This window comes from Luteococcus sanguinis, from assembly GCF_039527675.1.
In the GTDB taxonomy this organism is placed as follows: domain Bacteria; phylum Actinomycetota; class Actinomycetes; order Propionibacteriales; family Propionibacteriaceae; genus Luteococcus; species Luteococcus sanguinis.
In genome coordinates this window covers 275,259-291,810 of sequence record NZ_BAAAKI010000003.1, presented here as the reverse complement: position 1 = coordinate 291,810, position 16,552 = coordinate 275,259, and the positions used below count along the sequence as shown (strand labels likewise).

Here is a 16,552-nt window from a genome sequence, read left to right as displayed (position 1 = left end):
TAGCGCACGCCAATTGAAAGTCACACCCACTGGGTGGACAGCCGCAAAGTGGAGCGACCGCCCCGAACCACCTGAACCGAGCCTCGGCCAAGGCCCGATCTGCAGTCAATGGAACTAGTAGCCGCTGGGCGCCATCACCAGTCCGCGGGGACTTCGGTGGGTGGGGTATCGGCGTGGAGCATCTGGTGAAGCGCGCCAGCTCGTCGTAGGGCCTTGTCGCGGTGGCGGGTGTTTGTGGAAGGCAGCACGACGTCGTCCCCATCGGCCGTGAGATGCAGCGCGGCACTGCCCCATTCTGTGAGCGGCCCCTGGAATTGCGGTGAGCCAGCCACGCCAATCCAGGTGATCGCTGCGTAGGGGCATCTCTTGGTCACGAGATAACCGCGTGACGTGAGAACCCGGTGCTGGGCATCCAGTCCAATACCCGCCACTCGGGTCCGCGACACGGCCATCACCAGGCAGACCAAGCCGATGACGGTGGTGGTCCAGAGTGATGCGCCCAGCCACGCGAGTAATGCTGCGGGGAACACCAGAGCGGCGGACCCGGTAGAGATTGCCATGTTGCGGCGCCATTCCCTGTCCGCCGGGATCCAGAGCGTGCCATCTTTTCGCGCCACGGCTTCCATGATGCAGGACGCTGACGGACGCGGGTCAGAGGCGCACTCAATTGGCACCCCGCTGTGTCAAGAGGCGTCATGAAGCAAGAGGCAGCCGGGTCCTAGGATCATCTTCAGCGGGTTCGGGAAGTAGTAGACGCGCCTGATTGTCCTCCCGAACCCGCCCCAGCTCGGGCGACGTAGTCGTTGAGCAAGTCCCGGTAGACGATGTACGACAACCGCCGTTTCAACGCCCTCATCGCCTCGTTCGGACTTTTCCCCTCGGCCCTCGTGCGGTCCGCAACCCGACCGAGGGCCGCGCCGCGCGGCTGCTGGTCGAGGTCGGTGACATCACCCGGTTCCCCAACAAGGGCCACTTCGCGTCCTGGACCGGGACCGCGCCGGACGACGTGTCCTCGGGTGACCATCCGCACCATCGACTGTCGCGGGGCGGGAACCGGTTGCCGGACGGCCGTCGCCGAGGCCTGAATGGTGTAGGCGGGCACATCACCGCGTCCCTCGACGGTGATCGTCACGCCTGGAGGGAGCTTCTGCGGCGGCATGGCCGGGGCCGGCCGCATCTCCTGTCGACGGATCTCCAGCTCGGCTCCTTCGACGTTGGTGACGGTCGAGTTCGTCCTGCTCAGCTTGAGATAGACGGGGATGAGCGCTTCTGGAACGGTGAGGTGCACGGTGCATCCTGCTTCACCGTCGATAGAAGCGCTTGTGGCGCTTGCGTTCGGCGTCCAAGCGTCTGGACTCCTCGCGGGCCAACTGCTCGCGCTGTCGCAGCTTCTCGTCCTCGAGTCGCGCCGCTTCGGCGATCTCCCAGTGGCCCGGCACCGTCATCACGTCCGAACGGCGCTTGAGCGGCAGGTCCACCTCGGAGTAGCGGCGTGGGATGGCCGGCTGGTAGCTCGTCGCGATCCACGCGGCACCGAACAGGATCAGCCGGGCGAACATGTTGAAGAAGATCATGATGATGACGATGTTGCCGAACACGATGGTCGCCAGCCCGCGGCTGAACCAGGACACCAGCATCGTGGTGGCGTTCAGCAACAGGGCCAGCGCCAGGCCGCTGGCGATCGAACCCTTGAGCAGGTCCCGGTGCGGGGCCTGGTACTGCGGCATCCGGCTGTAGAGGAACAGGAACAGCGCCGATCCGAGCGCCACCGTCAGCACGAAGGCGCCCAGCTGCAGCGCCTTGCGCACCCAGAATCCGTGGCCCAGGCCGAGCCAGCGGACGACGTCCTCGGCGAAGTTGCCGGCCAGAATCGTGACGGTGAAGAAGAAGGTCAGGGCCGCGATCAGGCACACGAAGTAGAACAGGTTCACCAACCACTCGATGGCCCAGTGGCGCCCTGGCGGCGACAGGTCGAACTCGGGGCGCCACTGCGCGCGGATGGCCCCGCGCAGGTTGCCCATCCAGCCAGAGCCGGAGTAGACGGCCGAGACCAGTGCGAACCACAGGACGCTCTGCCAGTCCCGCAGCGCCCGTTCCATCAGCGAGATGGCCTGCTTTCCACCGGCCACCGTGCCGATCTCCTGCAATGCCGCGTCCTTGATGGTCACCAGCCATTCGTGCCGATACACGGTGAGTACGAAGCCGAGCCCGGAGAAACCGAAGGCGAGCACCGGGATCATCGTCAGCACGGAGAAGTAGGTGATCCCACCCGCCAGCTGGGAACCCATCCGGGCGTTGAAGCGGTCGGTGGCCCGGATGATGTGGGCGGTCCACGGGGTGCGCTTCATCCAGCGCCATGCCTCCATGAACACCACGGTGCGGGCTCCCCTTCCTCAGCGGCTCTGGAACAGGGTAGCGAGCGAGCCCGCCCGAAGGGGGTGGGCTCGCGGGGCCAGCAGCGGACGGATCGTGCGCCTCAGTTGGCGTAGGCCTCCGGCGGCGGGCAGCTGCAGACCAGGTTTCGGTCGCCGTGCGCACCATCGATGCGCGCCACCGCCGGCCAGTACTTGTCCTGCCCGGAGCCGGCGATGGGCCCCACCTTGCGTCCGGCCGGGAAGCCGGCCTCGGTGCGCGAGTAGGGATGGTTCCACTCGTCCGCGGTCACCCGGGCCAGCGTGTGGGGCGCGTTGTGCAGCGGGTTGTCGTCCGCGGGCCACTCCCCCGCCGCGACCCGATCGATCTCGGCCTTGATGGCGATCATCGCGTCACAGAAGCGGTCGAGCTCGTAGCGGCTCTCCGACTCGGTGGGCTCCACCATCAGCGTCCCGGCGACCGGGAAGCTCATGGTGGGCGCGTGGAAGCCGTAGTCGACCAGGCGCTTGGCGACGTCGTCCACGCTGATGCCCGTCTCCCGGGTGATCCCGCGCAGGTCGAGGATGCACTCGTGGGCGACCCGGCCGCCGCGTCCGGTGTAGAGCACCGGGTAGTGGTCAGCGAGCCGGTGGGCGATGTAGTTCGCGCCGAGGACGGCGTTCAGGGTGGCGCGGCGCAGTCCGTCGGCTCCCATCATCGCGATGTAGGCATACGAGATGGGCAGCACGCCTGCGGATCCGAAGGGCGCGCCAGCGACCGGACCGTAGGAGGTGGAAGGCCCCGCCTGTTCCGAGAGCGGGTGGCTGGGCAGCCACGGGGCCAGGTGCTCCCGGACCCCGACCGGGCCGACGCCCGGGCCGCCGCCGCCGTGCGGGATGGCGAAGGTCTTGTGCAGGTTCAGGTGGCTGACGTCGGCACCGAACGTGCCCGGACGGGCCAGACCGGCCAGGGCGTTGAGGTTGGCCCCGTCGACGTAGACCTGGCCACCGGCGGTGTGGACGAGCGCGCACAGCTCGGTGATCGTGTCCTCATAGACGCCGTGGGTCGAGGGATAGGTGACCATGATCGCGGCCAGGGTGTCCCCCACCTTCTGGATCTGGGCGCGCAGGTCGTCCATGTCGATCGAACCGTCGCCCAGGGCCTTCACGACGACGACCTGCATCCCGGCCATCGCGGCCGAAGCGGCATTCGTCCCGTGCGCTGAGGACGGGATCAGGCAGACGGTGCGCTGCTCGTCGCCGCGGCTGAGGTGGTAGCTCCGGATCGCCATCAGGCCGGCGAACTCGCCGTTGGAACCGGCATTGGGCTGCAGGGACACCCGGTCGTAGCCGGTGATCTCCTCCAACCAACGGCAGAGCCGGTCGATCAGCACCGCATAGCCGGTGGCGTCCTCGGCTGGGGCGAAGGGGTGCAGGTTGGCGAAGCCAGGCAGGCTGATCGGCTCCATCTCCGCAGTGGCATTCAACTTCATCGTGCACGAGCCGAGCGGGATCATGCCCTTGTCCAGCGCGAAGTCCCGGTCAGACAGGGCACGCAGGTAGCGCAGCATCATCGTCTCGGAGTGGTAGGCGTTGAACACCGGATGGGTGAGGTAGTCGCTCGTCCGCTCGTGGCCGGCCAGGCCGCCGACGCCCTCGGCGGGCAACTGGTCGTCCACGCCCAGCGCCCGGGCCACGGCAGACAGGTCGGCCTCGGAGGCGTCCTCGCCGACCGAGATGCCGACCGAGTCCTCACCGACCAACCGAAGGTGGACACCCTCGGCGCGGGCGGCGGCCACGACCGCGGCGCCGCGCCCGGGAACCTTGACGGTGAGGGTGTCGAAGAAGGTCTCGCTGGCCAGTTCCAGATCGCCCGCGATGGCGGCTGCTGCCAGGCGTCGAGTCTTGTCGTGCACCTCGTCCGCGATCGCAGCCAGTCCCTCGGGGCCGTGGTAGACGGCGTACATGGACGCGGTGACAGCCAACAGCACCTGCGCGGTGCAGATGTTGGAGGTGGCCTTCTCGCGACGGATGTGCTGCTCACGGGTCTGCAGCGCGAGCCGGTAGGCGGGCGTCCCGTCGGCGTCGACCGAGACTCCGACCAGACGGCCGGGCAAGGAGCGCTCCAGACCCTTGCGGACGGCGATGTAGCCGGCGTGCGGGCCGCCGCCGAACAGGGGGACGCCAAAGCGCTGCGACGAACCAACCGCGATGTCGGCGCCCCAGGCGGCGGGCTCGACGATACGGGTCAGCGCCAGCAGGTCGGCGGCAGCGACGACCGTGGCGCCGTTCTCGTGGGCCTTGTCGGCGATCGCCCGCAGTTCTCCCTCGCTGCGCAGATGGCCCGATGCTCCCGGCACCTGGACGACGACGACGAAGGCCTCGTGCTGCTGCAGGGCGAGCACGAGGTCGTCGGCCTCAGCGACCTCAATGCCGAGGGCGACCATCCTGGTGCGGACGACGGCCTTGCTCTGCGGCAACAGGTCGGCATCGAGCAGCGCGACGGCGCCCTTGCGCGAGTTGCGGCGGGCCAGGGCGACGGCCTCGGCAACCGCGGTGGCCTCGTCCAACAGCGAGGAACCCGCGGTGTCGAGACCCGTCAGGTCGCTGATCACCGTCTGGAAGTTGAGCAACGCCTCGAGCCGGCCCTGGCTGATCTCGGGCTGGTAGGGCGTGTAGGCCGTGTACCAGGTCGGGTCCTCGAGAACATTGCGGCGGATGACCGGCGGGGTGATGGTTCCGTGGTAGCCGAGGCCGATCATGGCCCGCAGCGGGTTGTTCTGGGCGGCCAGCCCCATCAGTTCGTCCAGCACTTCTTGTTCGGTGCGGGCGGGCGGCAGGTCGAGTGGCTGCTCGAGCCGGATGTCGGCGGGCAGCGCCTCGACGAGGTCATCGAGGCTGGCTGCGCCGATCGCGGCGAGCATCTCCTGCTGGTCGGCCTCGGACGGGCCGATGTGACGTGCGCTGAAGTCATGCGGGTTGGCCATGCGGCCGACCCTATCGCCTCTGCTGGGGGCGGTTGCCGCAGGGACGCGCTCAGATTGCCCGGCGCACGCGACGGCGGCGCGACAATTCGTCGTCCCCGGCGTGCTGAGCGCCACTTTCTTCCGCTTCCGGCTGGTGCGCACGCTCAGTGGGCAGCTGGCTGAGGGTTCCCTCGATATCGCGCCACACGCCACCCAGAGCAATGGCGAACATGCCCTGGCCGCCGCGCAGCAGGTCGACGACCTCGTTGTCGCTGGTGCACTCGTACACCGAGACACCGTCGGACATCAGGGTGACCTGGGTGAGGTCCTGGACGCCGCGCTCACGCAGGTGGTCGACGGCGACGCGGATCTGCTGCAGGGAGATGCCGGCATCGATCAGGCGCTTGATCACCTTGAGCATCAGGATGTCGCGGAAGGAGTAGAGACGCTGGGTGCCAGAACCCTCCGCGCCTCGAATCCCGGGGGCGACCAAGCCAGTGCGGGCCCAGTAGTCGAGCTGGCGGTAGGTGATCCCGGCAGCACCGCAGGCGATCGGACCGCGGAAGCCCAGGTCTTCCGGCAGCGGCGAGAAGTCACCGTCGAACAGGGTCTCCTGGACGTTGAACAGCGCCTCGGCGGCCTCACGGGCTTCGTCGTTCACCAGTTCCTTCTTTCAGCGCTGTAGTCACACCTTCGTAGTTAGACGCTAATCGCTGGCGCCAGAACCACGCAACGAACACGCCGCGCGCCCGGCCATGAATCCATCACGCCTGAGGCAGTGCGCTGACTAGGCATTTCACCGAGGCTCGGACCTCCACCGCGGGTTGAGGTGTTTTGGTGACAGGCCGGCCCGAGTTGGTCAGGACTCGTCGAAGTCGTCGGCCGAGATGTTGTCCAGGAACTCCCGGAAGCGCTCCACCTCGTCGTCGGCGGGCTGGTCCAGCACGATGCCCACCTGGTCCAGCAGTTCCTCGGGACAGGTCAGCACGATCCCGGCGCGCAGGGCCAGCGCCACCAGGTCGGAGGGACGGCAGCTGATGACGTGTCCGTCGACGACCAGCTCCGCGGTGAAGACGCCCTCGGACATGTCGGTGATCCGTCCCTCGAGCTGGGTGTGGCCGAGCTCCGAGAGCACCTCGGCCAGCAGGTCGTGGGTCAGCGGACGCGGCGGCACGAGCCCCTCCAGGGCGTTCGCGATCGCCGAGGCCTCCGCCGCACCGATCCAGATCGGCAGCACGCGCTGGCCGTCGGATTCCTTGAGCAACAGCATCGGGACATTCGAGGGCATCTCGACCCGGACGCCGAGCACATCGAGTTCGCGCATGGTGCCCAGACTAGTCACCATCGAAAGGGTGAGCCGTTCGGTGCGAGGCGGGGTGAGTTCAGCGCTCGATGAGCGAGTGCATCATCGCGGCGTGCGCATGGATGACCAACTGGGTCACCTCGGCGGCCGCCTCCGATGCCTGGGAGTTGTTGCGACGCAGGAAGGGCTGGATCGCCTGCTCGACCAAGCCGGCCTCACGCTCGGCGGACTGCTTGATAGCGCGCAGGTGCCGCACGTCCATGCCGTAGAGCTGCAGTCGACGCGCCACCACGCAGACGGTCAGCGCATCACGTCCATAGAAGTTGGATGCGCGGCGCGGGCTCACCAAGCGCTGCCGTTCGAGTTCCAGCAGCACGGCTTCGCTGATCCCCGATGCTGCGAGCAGCTCACGACGAGAGAGCCTGATCGCCTTGCGCGGCTGGCCCTGCTGCCGGGACCGCGGCTCGGCCACCGGTTCCACCTCGACGGCGGCCGGGGTCGGCGGCGGTGCCTCCATCGAGGGCGGTTCGTCACCCCGGTCCATCATCTCCAGGTGTTCGCGGATGACCTTCAACGGCAGGTAGTGGTCCCGCTGCACGCGCAGGATGTAGCGCAGGCGATCAACGTCATGCTGGGCATAGCGGCGGTAGCCGGACGGCGCCCGTTCAGGCGAGATCAGGCCCTCGCTCTCGAGGAAGCGGATCTTCGAGATGGAGACGTCAGGGAACTCGACCTTGAGAATCGCGAGCACCTGACCGATGCTGCGCAGCGGTGGGGCCATCAGTTCAGACCGTCGCCGCTCGCGAAGAAGACCATCCGGAACTTGCCGATCTGCACCTCGTCCCCCTGCCGCAGCGGCGCCTCGCCGTCGACGAGCGTGCGGTTGACGTAGGTTCCATTCAGCGAGTTCTGGTCGGCGACCTGCCAGCCCTCGGCGGTGCGGTTGAACTTCACGTGGTGGCGCGACACCGTGATGTCGTCCAGGAAGATGTCCGAGTCAGGGTGTCTGCCGACGGTGATGACGTCCTGGTCGAGCAGGTAGCGGGCGCCAGCGTCCGGCCCCCGCTCGACGACCAGCAGAGCGTGGTCCACGGGCAGGCTGCTGACGGCGGCATGTACCTCGGGGGAGAACTCGTCCAGTTCACCGCCATCGTCCGTGACGGCTGGGATGATGCTGGTGGCGTCACCGGTGAGGGTGACGTCGGCCACCAGTCGCTCGCCACAGTGCGAGCAGAAGTTGCTCCCCGCGGCGTTCACGCGACCACACCTGGTGCACTCCATGGCCCATCTCCCTTCTCAGGACGGACGCACACGCGCCCAACACGTCAATTCAACCAGCTTGCCGCAGTCGTGGCTCGAACCACGCGCCGGTGTCCTCAGTCGCCGACCTGAGCCTGGTAGGCGTCGGCATCCAGCAGGTCATCGGTGTCGGCATCCTCGGCGAGCTCGATCTCGAAGATCCACCCGTCACCGTAGGCATCGGAGTTGATGGTCTCCGGCGCATCGCTCAGGGTCTCGTTGACTGCGGTCACCACGCCGGCCACCGGGGTGAACAGGTCCGAGACCGACTTCGTCGACTCGAGCTCACCGCACGCGTCGCCGGCGGCGATCTCCTCACCGACCGTGGGCAGGGAGACGTAGACGATGTCACCGAGCTGCTCCGCCGCGTAGTCGGTGATCCCGACCCGGACGATGCGTCCGTTCCCGGCGCGCACCCACTCGTGGTCGGCGCTGTACTTCAGGTCCTCGGGAAAACGTGACATCGGCTGACTCGCTCTCTGCTGTGGTGGGAATGGTTGCCCTCGTTGTGCTCCGGCAGGCGCCGGTGATGCCGTCAGCCTAGCGGGGACGACCCCGCCGGGCACAGGGCCCCATCCGGTGGGCTGTGCGCTCAGGCCGGTGGGCCGTGCGCTCAGGCAGGACGCGCCCACTGTGGGGTCGTCGGGTCATGCAGAGCGGAGATGACAAGGCTGTTCACCTCGGTGATGGTGACGGTGCCGCCCACCTGCTCCGACTGCACCTGGGAGACCAGTCCGCCGCGGAAGCGAGCCGCCTCGTCGAGCGCGTGCGAGTCGCCGATCACGTCCAGGACGAGGGGGAAGACCAACTGTTTGCCGTCGACCACGAGCCCGTCCGCCTTCTTCGCGAAGAACGTGCTGGCGACCACGCGCACGGTGCCGTTGATCGCCATCGTCTCGGCGCCGGCGTCGCGCATCTCCTCCACGGCGTTGAGCAGTACCTCGGGGCCGAGCTGGCCGGCGGGGTCGTCGATGACGATCCTGATGCCGGGCCCGGTGGCCGGGACGGTGCCAGCCAGTATCCGCAGCGCGTCCAGCCGCTTGCGGTTCTCCTGGGCCGCGACCTCGCGGGCGCCGACACCGGAGGCCAGTTGCTCCTTGGTGCGGGTCAGCTCGTCCGCCTCGGCGCGCAGGCGGGCGGACTCGGCATTCAACTGCTCGACCATGGTCACCAGGTCGGCGCGACGCAGCGACGAATACGTCTGGTCCCCTCCCCTGGTCTGCACCTGGGTGACCATCGAGAAACCCACCAGCCCCAGCACCAGCGCAACCACCAGCTGCGAGCGTCCCGGACGCAACAGGGTCTGGGACAGGTTGGGTCGCGCGGCCTGGGCCAGGGCTGGTTGCGTAGCGTGGCGGGGCGGGCGGGCAGCCTCGACCTCAGGCATGGATCAGCGCCCGACGGATCGCGGCCGCATTGGTGAAGATGCGGATGCCCAGGACGACGACGACCGCGGTGGACAACTGCGAGCCAACGCCGATCAGGTCGCCCACCCACACGATGAGCGCCGCAATGCAGACATTCGAGACGAACGAGACCACGAAGACCTTGTCGGTGAACATCCCCTCCAGCCACGCCCTGCAGGCCCTGAACAGCGCATCAAGCGCCGCCACGATGGCGATGGGCAGGTAGGGCTGCAGTCCGACGGGGATGTTGGGCTGCAGCCACAGGCCCAGCCCGATCCCGACCAACATTCCCAGGATCGCGATCATCGCGCCTCCCCCTCCCTCGTCCGGTCCTCGTGCATCGTCTCGTCCCTGCTCACGAGCCCACCTTCGCCTTCGTCACGCCGAGGCCCGGGTCGGCTGGCAACGACAATTGCTCGGACGACGAGATCGTGTAGCCGATCTGGAAGTTCGCCCTCAGGTACTCACACCACGCACCACCGGTGGTGGCTGCAAAGGCGGCCGGGAGATTGCGTGGGTCGCCGATCGCCTCCACCCGGTACGGGCTGTGCAGGGAGCGGTAGTCCACGGTGATCGCGCCGCCCGCCATCCGGATCGCCGTCCGCGTCGTCAGCCGACGTCCGTTGACCGACACGGCCTCCGCGCCGGCCTGCCACAGTCCATTGACCAACTGTCGGAGGTCCTCGTCAGTCACCTCGCCGTCCGTGCCGTCCGCCCGGGCAGCCTCCGCGGAGTCGGAGATGACGACGACGACGCCGGGGCCGGTGGCGGCGCGGGTGCCGGCCAGCACCCCGAGTCGCTCGTCCTCGGCACCGGGGGTCGTCTGGCCACCGTGCGCAATCTGCAGGCCCCGGACCTCGGCGTCCAGTGCGGAGAGCTGCTCACGGAGTTCGTCCTGGCTCTGCTCGGCGCGTTGCACCTCGGCAACCAGCCGGGAACGTTCCGCCTCGTCGTCCGGACGGGCACTGGTGGCCTGAACGGCTGCCACCGACAGCAGGGCAGCGGCCAGCCCCAGCCCGACCGCCAGCCCCGGCCCACGCCGGGGGCCACGCCCAGCAGCGCTCACCGCCCGGTACTCGGGTTCGAGGGCGTCGCGGGTCAGCTGGTGCAGGAGGTCCATCGACGCATCCGGACGAGGGCTCATGCGCCGCCTTCCGGGCCTCGAGCCGTCCGCGCTGCGGGCGGTGTCTGCATCAGGTGCCAGGTCTGGCGGACGTAGAGCAGACCAGCCCACCAGTACAGCCCGGTCCCCCAGATCGAGAAGGCCCAGCCCAGTACCTTTGCCACCAGTGAGGCGGTGCCGTCGCCGTCGCCGAGCAGCACCAGGGGGAAGGCATAGAGCAGGAAGAAGGTGGCGGTCTTGCCGATGTAGTGCACCGGGAGGCTCGTGTAGCCGCGGGTGCGCAGGAAGGGAACCAGCGAGACCAGCACCAGTTCGCGGGCGAACAACAGGCCGACCAGCCACCACGGGATCAGCTCGCGGATGGCGAGGCTGACGATGGTCGAACCGATGTAGAGCCGGTCGGCGACAGGGTCGAGCATCTGCCCGACACGCGAGATCTGGTGCCAGCGGCGGGCCAGGTGGCCGTCCAGCCAGTCGGAGAATCCGGCGGCCATCAACAACAGCACCGCCAGACCGTCGCGGTGCTCGGCCAGCACCAGCCAGACGAAGACGGGGACGCCGAGCAGCCGGGCCAGGCTCAACAGGTTGGGGATGGTGAGCACCCGGTCGGTGTCATAGCTGCCCGTGTCATGGCTGCCGGTGTCATGGCTGCCGGTGTCATCGCTGGGCGAATCTACCTCGCTCGTCACCCGTGGATCGCTCACGAACGCCACCCTAGGCGATCAACCGACCCGGGCTGCCGAGGGCGCAGCGGCTGCGGCACCAATGCCCGTCCCGCCATGGCCTGTCGATACTCGTCCAGCACCTTGGGCCCGATGGCCGACCAGTCGAATCGTTCCGCCTGGGCACGGCCGCGGGCCAGGTTCAGGTCGCGCGGCTGCGCGAGGCTCTCCAGCACCGCGCGGTTGAGTTCGTGTTCGTCACCGGGACGGAAGAGCTGGGCCACCGGACCCCGGTCATCGGTGACGACCTCCCGGAAGGCAGGCAGGTCGCTGGCCACCACGGGGGCCCCGGACGCCAGTGCCTCCAGCAGGACGATGCCGAAGCTCTCCCGGCCGGTCTGTGGCGCGAGGTAGACGTCACTGGTGGCCAACACCTGGTTGCGGGCCTGGTCGTCCAGCGAGCCGAGGAAGGTGATCCGGTCGTCGTTGACCGGCAGCCCATGACCGACCACCTGCACGCGCAGCTCGGGGTGGGCGGCCAAGAGGGTGGGCAATGCCCCGCGCAGCACGTCGAAACCCTTGCGTGGCTCGGAATAGCGTCCGACGAAGGTGAGCACGGGACGCTCCCCCCCGCGCCACGCGCCCGTCGCGGGCGCCAGGGAGTGGTCGGACACGCGGATGCCGTTGCCGATGACGGTGGCGGGGCGGTGCGCAACCTGCCGGGCAACCGAACTGACCGCGATCGCGCGGACGATGCGCCGGTTGACATGCGGAACGAGGCGCTGCGCGACGGCCATCGCGGGGAGTCCGTCGTTGGCGGTGTGGAAGGTGGCCACCACCGGCGCCGTGGCGAACGCAGCCGAGAAGAACGACACCGAGGGCGTCATCGGCTCGTGCACGTGCACCACCTCGAGCCTCCGGGTGTTCAGCCAGGCCGCCACCCGCCAGGCGACGATCCCGCCGAAGTTGATCCGGGCGATGGACCCGTTGAAGGGGACGGGCATCCCTGGTCCCGCCGAGGTGAACTGGACGGGGGCCAGGCCATAGTCGGCGAGCATCCCCTCCGGCGGGGTTCCAGGTGCAAGCAGGTGCACCTCGTGCCCCTCGCCCACCAGCCATCGCGCCAGACCCAGGACGTGGTTCTGCACTCCCCCAGGCCTGGTCATGGAGTACGGGCAGACGAGACCGATCCTCACGCCGTGGCCTCCTCGCCCCGCGCCTCGTGTACCAGGTCGAAGAATCGCTGCAGCATGTGCCAGTCGGTGACCTCGCTCTGGACCTGCGCGGAGAACCAGTTCGCGAGCTGCTGGTTCGCGGCCACGATGCCGTCCTCCCCCGGCCCGACCTCGATCTCGCCCCCGATCACGAGGTGGATCCCGTCAGGGGTGAAGGTCGAGGTGGCCGGCACCAGTGGGACCCCGGCGCGCTGGGCGATGAGCGCCGAGCCGACCGGGATGCGGACCTTCTCAGGACCATTCGGAGTCGGCCAGTCGACGACCGTCCCGTGCCGCGCGATGGCCCGATCGGTGACCAGACAGACTGCCGTGTGCTGCTGGGCAGCCTGCTCCAGCTTCTGGACGGCGCGCCGGTCGTCGTGGGCGTACAGCGTCATGCCGACGGCTGCCCGTTCGGCGCAGAAGACCTCGTAGTCGGCGGGGCTCAGGCGTTCTGCGACGGTGTGGACGGGCATGCCATAGGCGCAGGCCCACGCTCCGGAGAGGTCCCATGATCCTTGGTGTGGCAGGGCAACGACCGCACCACGGGCCTGCACCTGTGCCCGGAGCCATTCGGCCCGTTCGCGGTCGACACGGACCCGCTCCAGGGCCTCTTCGGGGGTCACGTCGTGCAGCTGGATCGACTCCATCAGGTTGCGCGCCCAGGAGGCGATGGCCGCGCGGGTCTGCGCGGGTGTGGGTTCGACCCCGGTCGCCCGGGCTGCGTTCCGCTGCCAGCGGCGGATGCCCTTGGGCGGACGCGCAGCGAAAACCCAGGAGATGGGCACCAGCGCGCGCGTCCACAGCCGACGAGGCACCCGCCGGGCAAGGGGCAGCAGATCCACGCCGGTGCTCAGTTCTGGTGCTCGGCGGCGACGACGGCCTGCGGGTCGATGATCTGGACACCGGCGGCTGCCGCCTCCTGGGCCTGCTTCTTCACCTGGCCCATTCGCTGCAGGACGGTGAAGGCGCTGGCCAGACACAGGTAGACGAGCGCGATCGGCAGTGCCCAGTGGACGCCGAGACCGGCCAGGAACATGCCCACCAGCAGCACCAGCAGGCGGTCCCCGCGGGCTGCCAGACCGCCCCAGACCTTGAAGCCGAGCGCCAGTCCGCGTGCCTTCGCATAGGAGGTGACCTGACCCAGCACGAGCGCACCGATGGCAAGGCCGGCCCACCACATGGAGTCGCCCTGGCCGGCGTACCACAGCGCCACCGCGCCGAAGATCGCCCCGTCGGCGACGCGATCCAGCGTCGAGTCAAGGAAGGCGCCGTAGCTTGAACCCTTGTCGGACAGCCGCGCCATCACCCCGTCCACACCGTCGGTGAGCACACACACGGTGATCACCAGTGCCGACTGCCACAGGTGCCCAGCCGGCACGAGCCACAGTGCCAGCACGCAGGTGAGCACCGTGCCGGCCCAGGTGATCATGTCCGGCGTCATTCTCATCGCGAGGAAGAGTTTCGCGGCGGGGGTCAACGCGGCGGAGTAACCGCGTCGCAGGTACTCGACCATCAGGCCTGTCCCTCCTGTGGTTCGGTCAGCCGGTGGGGTTCGGTCGGCCAGTGGGGTTCGCTCAGCCAGCCCTCGGCGAGCCGCTGGCGGGCGTCGGACAGCAACTGGGGGACGGCCTTTGTCTGGGCGATGATCGGCAGGAAGTTCGAGTCGCCCTGCCAGCGCGGGACGACGTGCTGGTGCAGGTGCGCGGCAATGCCGGCCCCGGCGATCGGCCCCTGGTTCATGCCGATGTTGAACCCGGCTGGCCCGGAGACGGTCTCGAGCGTCCACATGGCCTGGCGGGTCAGCTCGGCGATCTCTGCCACCTCGTCCGCATTCGCCTCGGTGTAGAGGCTGACGTGGCGGTAGGGGCAGACCAGCAGGTGTCCCGGGTTGTAGGGGAACAGGTTCATCACGACGAAGGCGTGCTGGCCGCGACACACCACCAGCCCGTCGACATCGCTCCTGCCGGGCGCCGTGCAGAAGGGGCACTCGGCCTCGGAGGAGTCGGCGGGCTTGTGGGCGCCGTCGATGTAGACCATCCGGTGCGGGGTCCACAGGCGCTGGAAGGCGTCCGGGACGCCCGCCAGCTCACCCAGGTGGTCGACGTGGACCTCGTCGGTCATGTCAGGCCCCGAAGTTCTCGGCGGTCGGGTTGTCATTCGTCCGCTGCGCCACCCAGTCCTGCACCATCGCGACGGCCTCGGTGACTGGCACGCCATTCTTCTGCGTCCCGTCGCGGAAACGGAAGCTGATCGCGCCGTTGTCGCGGTCCTCGCCGCCGGCGATCATGATGAACGGCACCTTCAGCTTGGAGGCATTGCGGATCTTCTTGCCGAAACGGTCGTCGGAGAAGTCGGCCTCCACGCGGACGCCGACCCGCTCGAGCTGGTCCAGCACCTCTGTGAGGTGGCCCTCGAAGTCGGCCGCGACGGGGACCCCGAGCACCTGCACCGGCGCGAGCCAGGCCGGGAAGGCGCCCGCGTAGTGCTCGACCAGCACCCCAAGGAAGCGTTCGATGGATCCGAACTTGGCCGAGTGGATCATCACCGGCTCCTGGTGGGAGCCGTCGGACGCGGTGTACTGGAGCCCGAAGCGGGCCGGCTGGTTGAAGTCGTACTGGATCGTCGACATCTGCCAGGTTCGGCCGATCGCGTCCTTTGCCTGGATCGAGATCTTCGGGCCATAGAAGGCGGCGCCACCCGGATCGGGGACGACCTCGAGGCCCGAGTCGGCGGCGCACTGCTCGAGGATCGCGGTGGCGGCGGCCCACTGGTCGTCCGAGCCGATGAACTTGTCCTTCTTCTTGCCGTCCTCGTCGCGGGTCGACAGCTCGAGGTAGAAGTCGTCCAGGCCGAAGTCACGCAGCAGCTTGAGCACGAACCGCAGCAGGTGGTTGATCTCCTCGGGCGCCTGCTCCTGGGTGACATAGGAGTGCGAGTCGTCCTGGGTGATCGAACGGACGCGGGTCAGCCCCTGCAGCACGCCGGACTTCTCGTTCCGGTAGACCGTGCCGAACTCGAACAGGCGCAGCGGGAGCTCACGGTAGGAGCGCCCGCGGCTGCGGAAGATCTCGTTGTGCATCGGGCAGTTCATCGCCTTGAGGCGGTACAGCGCACCGTCGTCGTCGATGGCGGGGAACATGCCGTCGGCGTAGTAGGGCAGATGGCCCGAGGTGTAGAAGAGGTCTTCCTTGGAGATGTGCGGGGTCTTCACATAGAGGAAGCCGTTGTCTATGTGTGCCTGGCGGACGTAGTCCTCCATCTCGCGGACGATCACGCCGCCCTTGGGGTGGAAGACGGGCAGGCCGGCACCCAGGGTCTCCGGGAAGGAGTAGAGGTCGAGCTCAGCGCCCAGCTTGCGGTGGTCGCGCTTGGCGGCCTCCTCCATCCGGTGCTGGTAGGCGACGAGGTCTTCCTTGGTGGCCCAGGCGGTGCCGTAGACGCGCTGCAGGTGCGCCTTGGACTGGTCACCACGCCAGTAGGCGGCGGAGCTCTTGGTGAGGGCGACCGCGTTGAGGTAGCCGGTGTGCGGCACGTGCGGCCCGCGGCACAGGTCGGTCCAGGCGACGGAACCGTCGCGACGGACGTTGTCGTACATCGTCAGCTCCGCGCCGCCGACCTCGACGGACGATCCGTCGTCCGCGTTGGCGCCGCCCTTGTCGCTGATGAGTTCCAGCTTGAAGGGCTCGTTGGCCTCCTCGGCCAGCGCCTCCTCCTCGGAGACGACACGTCGGACGAAGCGCTGGCGCTCCTTGATGACGCGTCCCATCTGCTTCTCGATGGACTTGAGGTCCTCCGGGGTGAGCGGGTCGACCTGGAAGTCGTAGTAGAAACCGTCGGTGATGGGCGGACCGATGCCGAGCTTCGCGTCCACGAAGAGGTTCTGCAGCGCCTGCGCGGTGACGTGACCGGCGGAGTGACGGATGATCGAGAGCCCCTCGTCGCTGGTGGCGAGCACCGGTTCGACCTCGTCGCCGTCAAAGAGCTCGCGCTGCAGGTCGAGGGTGGTGCCGTTGACCCTCATGGCGACGACAGAGCGGTCGTCGGAGAAGAGGTCCAGGCCCGTCGTCGTGGTCTTGATCTCCTGCTCGCTCGGTACGGAGTCGCGAACGATGGTGATCCTGGGTGACACGGTGGACGGTCCTTTCGGCGGTGGACGGCCGGATGCCGTCACTTGGTCATTCTGCCGCATCTCGCCCCAGCGACGGCGTTGGCCATGCGGTGCGCA

General features: G+C 68.4%; 17 protein-coding genes and 1 pseudogene. 1 reads left to right on the top strand and 17 read right to left on the bottom strand.

Going from position 1 to position 16,552, the window contains the following annotated elements; genetic code table 11:
- Positions 1 to 134: 134 nt before the first annotated feature.
- A complete protein-coding gene (locus ABD089_RS03700) occupies positions 135 to 626 on the bottom strand; it encodes a hypothetical protein (RefSeq protein WP_343884850.1) in 492 nt (163 codons plus the stop codon).
- 137 nt (positions 627 to 763) lie between these two features.
- Here ABD089_RS03700 and ABD089_RS13795 point away from each other — a divergent pair.
- A pseudogene (locus tag ABD089_RS13795) lies at positions 764 to 997 on the top strand (transposase); the annotation flags it as partial.
- Between the two features lie 304 nt (positions 998 to 1,301).
- Here ABD089_RS13795 and ABD089_RS03690 read toward each other — a convergent pair.
- From ABD089_RS03690 to thrS, 16 genes are all read right to left on the bottom strand, one after another.
- On the bottom strand, positions 1,302 to 2,366 hold the full coding sequence (locus ABD089_RS03690; protein ID WP_343884848.1) for a YhjD/YihY/BrkB family envelope integrity protein: 1,065 nt from the start codon (positions 2,364 to 2,366) through the stop codon (positions 1,302 to 1,304).
- Positions 2,367 to 2,476: 110 nt separating this feature from the next.
- Positions 2,477 to 5,338 (bottom strand): aminomethyl-transferring glycine dehydrogenase, encoded by a 2,862-nt coding sequence (gcvP, locus tag ABD089_RS03685; protein WP_343884847.1) that lies wholly within the window; start codon positions 5,336 to 5,338, stop codon positions 2,477 to 2,479.
- 49 nt (positions 5,339 to 5,387) lie between these two features.
- Positions 5,388 to 5,978, bottom strand: coding sequence for a MerR family transcriptional regulator (locus ABD089_RS03680; protein WP_343884846.1), 591 nt, complete (start codon positions 5,976 to 5,978; stop codon positions 5,388 to 5,390).
- Between the two features lie 198 nt (positions 5,979 to 6,176).
- A complete protein-coding gene (locus ABD089_RS03675) occupies positions 6,177 to 6,641 on the bottom strand; it encodes a bifunctional nuclease family protein (protein WP_343884845.1) in 465 nt (154 codons plus the stop codon).
- A 58-nt stretch (positions 6,642 to 6,699) separates the two neighbouring features.
- Positions 6,700 to 7,401 (bottom strand): transcriptional regulator FtsR, encoded by a 702-nt coding sequence (ftsR, locus tag ABD089_RS03670; protein WP_343884844.1) that lies wholly within the window; start codon positions 7,399 to 7,401, stop codon positions 6,700 to 6,702.
- Complete coding sequence (locus ABD089_RS03665; RefSeq protein WP_343884843.1) at positions 7,401 to 7,901, bottom strand: double zinc ribbon and FHA domain-containing protein; 501 nt, start codon at positions 7,899 to 7,901, stop codon at positions 7,401 to 7,403. Before ABD089_RS03665 ends, ftsR begins: the two co-directional genes overlap by 1 nt.
- Positions 7,902 to 7,996: 95 nt before the next feature.
- Positions 7,997 to 8,383, bottom strand: a complete 387-nt coding sequence (gene gcvH / locus ABD089_RS03660; RefSeq protein WP_343884842.1) for a glycine cleavage system protein GcvH — start codon at positions 8,381 to 8,383, stop codon at positions 7,997 to 7,999.
- 149 nt (positions 8,384 to 8,532) lie between these two features.
- On the bottom strand, positions 8,533 to 9,306 hold the full coding sequence (locus ABD089_RS03655) for a DUF881 domain-containing protein (protein WP_343884841.1): 774 nt from the start codon (positions 9,304 to 9,306) through the stop codon (positions 8,533 to 8,535).
- On the bottom strand, positions 9,299 to 9,631 hold the full coding sequence (locus tag ABD089_RS03650) for a small basic family protein (protein ID WP_343884840.1): 333 nt from the start codon (positions 9,629 to 9,631) through the stop codon (positions 9,299 to 9,301). The genes ABD089_RS03655 and ABD089_RS03650 overlap by 8 nt, the downstream gene beginning before the upstream one ends.
- 49 nt (positions 9,632 to 9,680) lie before the next feature.
- On the bottom strand, positions 9,681 to 10,469 hold the full coding sequence (locus ABD089_RS03645; protein ID WP_343884839.1) for a DUF881 domain-containing protein: 789 nt from the start codon (positions 10,467 to 10,469) through the stop codon (positions 9,681 to 9,683).
- Positions 10,466 to 11,137: a cardiolipin synthase ClsA gene (gene clsA, locus ABD089_RS03640; protein ID WP_386769461.1), complete on the bottom strand. Its 672-nt coding sequence runs from the start codon at positions 11,135 to 11,137 to the stop codon at positions 10,466 to 10,468. The genes ABD089_RS03645 and clsA overlap by 4 nt, the downstream gene beginning before the upstream one ends.
- A gap of 11 nt (positions 11,138 to 11,148) precedes the next feature.
- Positions 11,149 to 12,306 (bottom strand): glycosyltransferase family 4 protein, encoded by a 1,158-nt coding sequence (locus ABD089_RS03635; RefSeq protein WP_343884838.1) that lies wholly within the window; start codon positions 12,304 to 12,306, stop codon positions 11,149 to 11,151.
- Positions 12,303 to 13,169 (bottom strand): LpxL/LpxP family acyltransferase, encoded by an 867-nt coding sequence (locus ABD089_RS03630; RefSeq protein ID WP_343884837.1) that lies wholly within the window; start codon positions 13,167 to 13,169, stop codon positions 12,303 to 12,305. Before ABD089_RS03630 ends, ABD089_RS03635 begins: the two co-directional genes overlap by 4 nt.
- An 8-nt stretch (positions 13,170 to 13,177) precedes the next feature.
- Positions 13,178 to 13,840, bottom strand: coding sequence for a phosphatidylinositol phosphate synthase (pgsA, locus tag ABD089_RS03625; protein WP_343884836.1), 663 nt, complete (start codon positions 13,838 to 13,840; stop codon positions 13,178 to 13,180).
- The gene (locus ABD089_RS03620) at positions 13,840 to 14,448 is read right to left on the bottom strand and encodes an HIT family protein (protein ID WP_343884835.1); all 609 of its coding nucleotides are present in this window, start codon (positions 14,446 to 14,448) and stop codon (positions 13,840 to 13,842) included. Before ABD089_RS03620 ends, pgsA begins: the two co-directional genes overlap by 1 nt.
- Before the next feature lies 1 nt (position 14,449).
- Entirely contained in the window at positions 14,450 to 16,456 is a 2,007-nt protein-coding gene (thrS, locus tag ABD089_RS03615) for a threonine--tRNA ligase (RefSeq protein ID WP_343884833.1), read from the bottom strand.
- Between the last annotated feature and the right edge of the window lie 96 nt (positions 16,457 to 16,552).

Bases quoted from the DNA above. Each gene is read 5' to 3' on its own strand.
- ABD089_RS03700 (WP_343884850.1), bottom strand. From the start codon at position 626: ATGGAAGCCGTGGCGCGAAAAGATGGCACGCTCTGGATCCCGGCGGAC.
- ABD089_RS03690 (WP_343884848.1), bottom strand. From the start codon at position 2,366: ATGGAGGCATGGCGCTGGATGAAGCGCACCCCGTGGACCGCCCACATC.
- gcvP (WP_343884847.1), bottom strand. From the start codon at position 5,338: ATGGCCAACCCGCATGACTTCAGCGCACGTCACATCGGCCCGTCCGAG.
- ABD089_RS03675 (WP_343884845.1), bottom strand. From the start codon at position 6,641: ATGCGCGAACTCGATGTGCTCGGCGTCCGGGTCGAGATGCCCTCGAAT.
- ftsR (WP_343884844.1), bottom strand. From the start codon at position 7,401: ATGGCCCCACCGCTGCGCAGCATCGGTCAGGTGCTCGCGATTCTCAAG.
- ABD089_RS03665 (WP_343884843.1), bottom strand. From the start codon at position 7,901: ATGGAGTGCACCAGGTGTGGTCGCGTGAACGCCGCGGGGAGCAACTTC.
- gcvH (WP_343884842.1), bottom strand. From the start codon at position 8,383: ATGTCACGTTTTCCCGAGGACCTGAAGTACAGCGCCGACCACGAGTGG.
- ABD089_RS03655 (WP_343884841.1), bottom strand. From the start codon at position 9,306: ATGCCTGAGGTCGAGGCTGCCCGCCCGCCCCGCCACGCTACGCAACCA.
- ABD089_RS03650 (WP_343884840.1), bottom strand. From the start codon at position 9,631: ATGATCGCGATCCTGGGAATGTTGGTCGGGATCGGGCTGGGCCTGTGG.
- ABD089_RS03645 (WP_343884839.1), bottom strand. From the start codon at position 10,469: ATGAGCCCTCGTCCGGATGCGTCGATGGACCTCCTGCACCAGCTGACC.
- pgsA (WP_343884836.1), bottom strand. From the start codon at position 13,840: ATGGTCGAGTACCTGCGACGCGGTTACTCCGCCGCGTTGACCCCCGCC.
- ABD089_RS03620 (WP_343884835.1), bottom strand. From the start codon at position 14,448: ATGACCGACGAGGTCCACGTCGACCACCTGGGTGAGCTGGCGGGCGTC.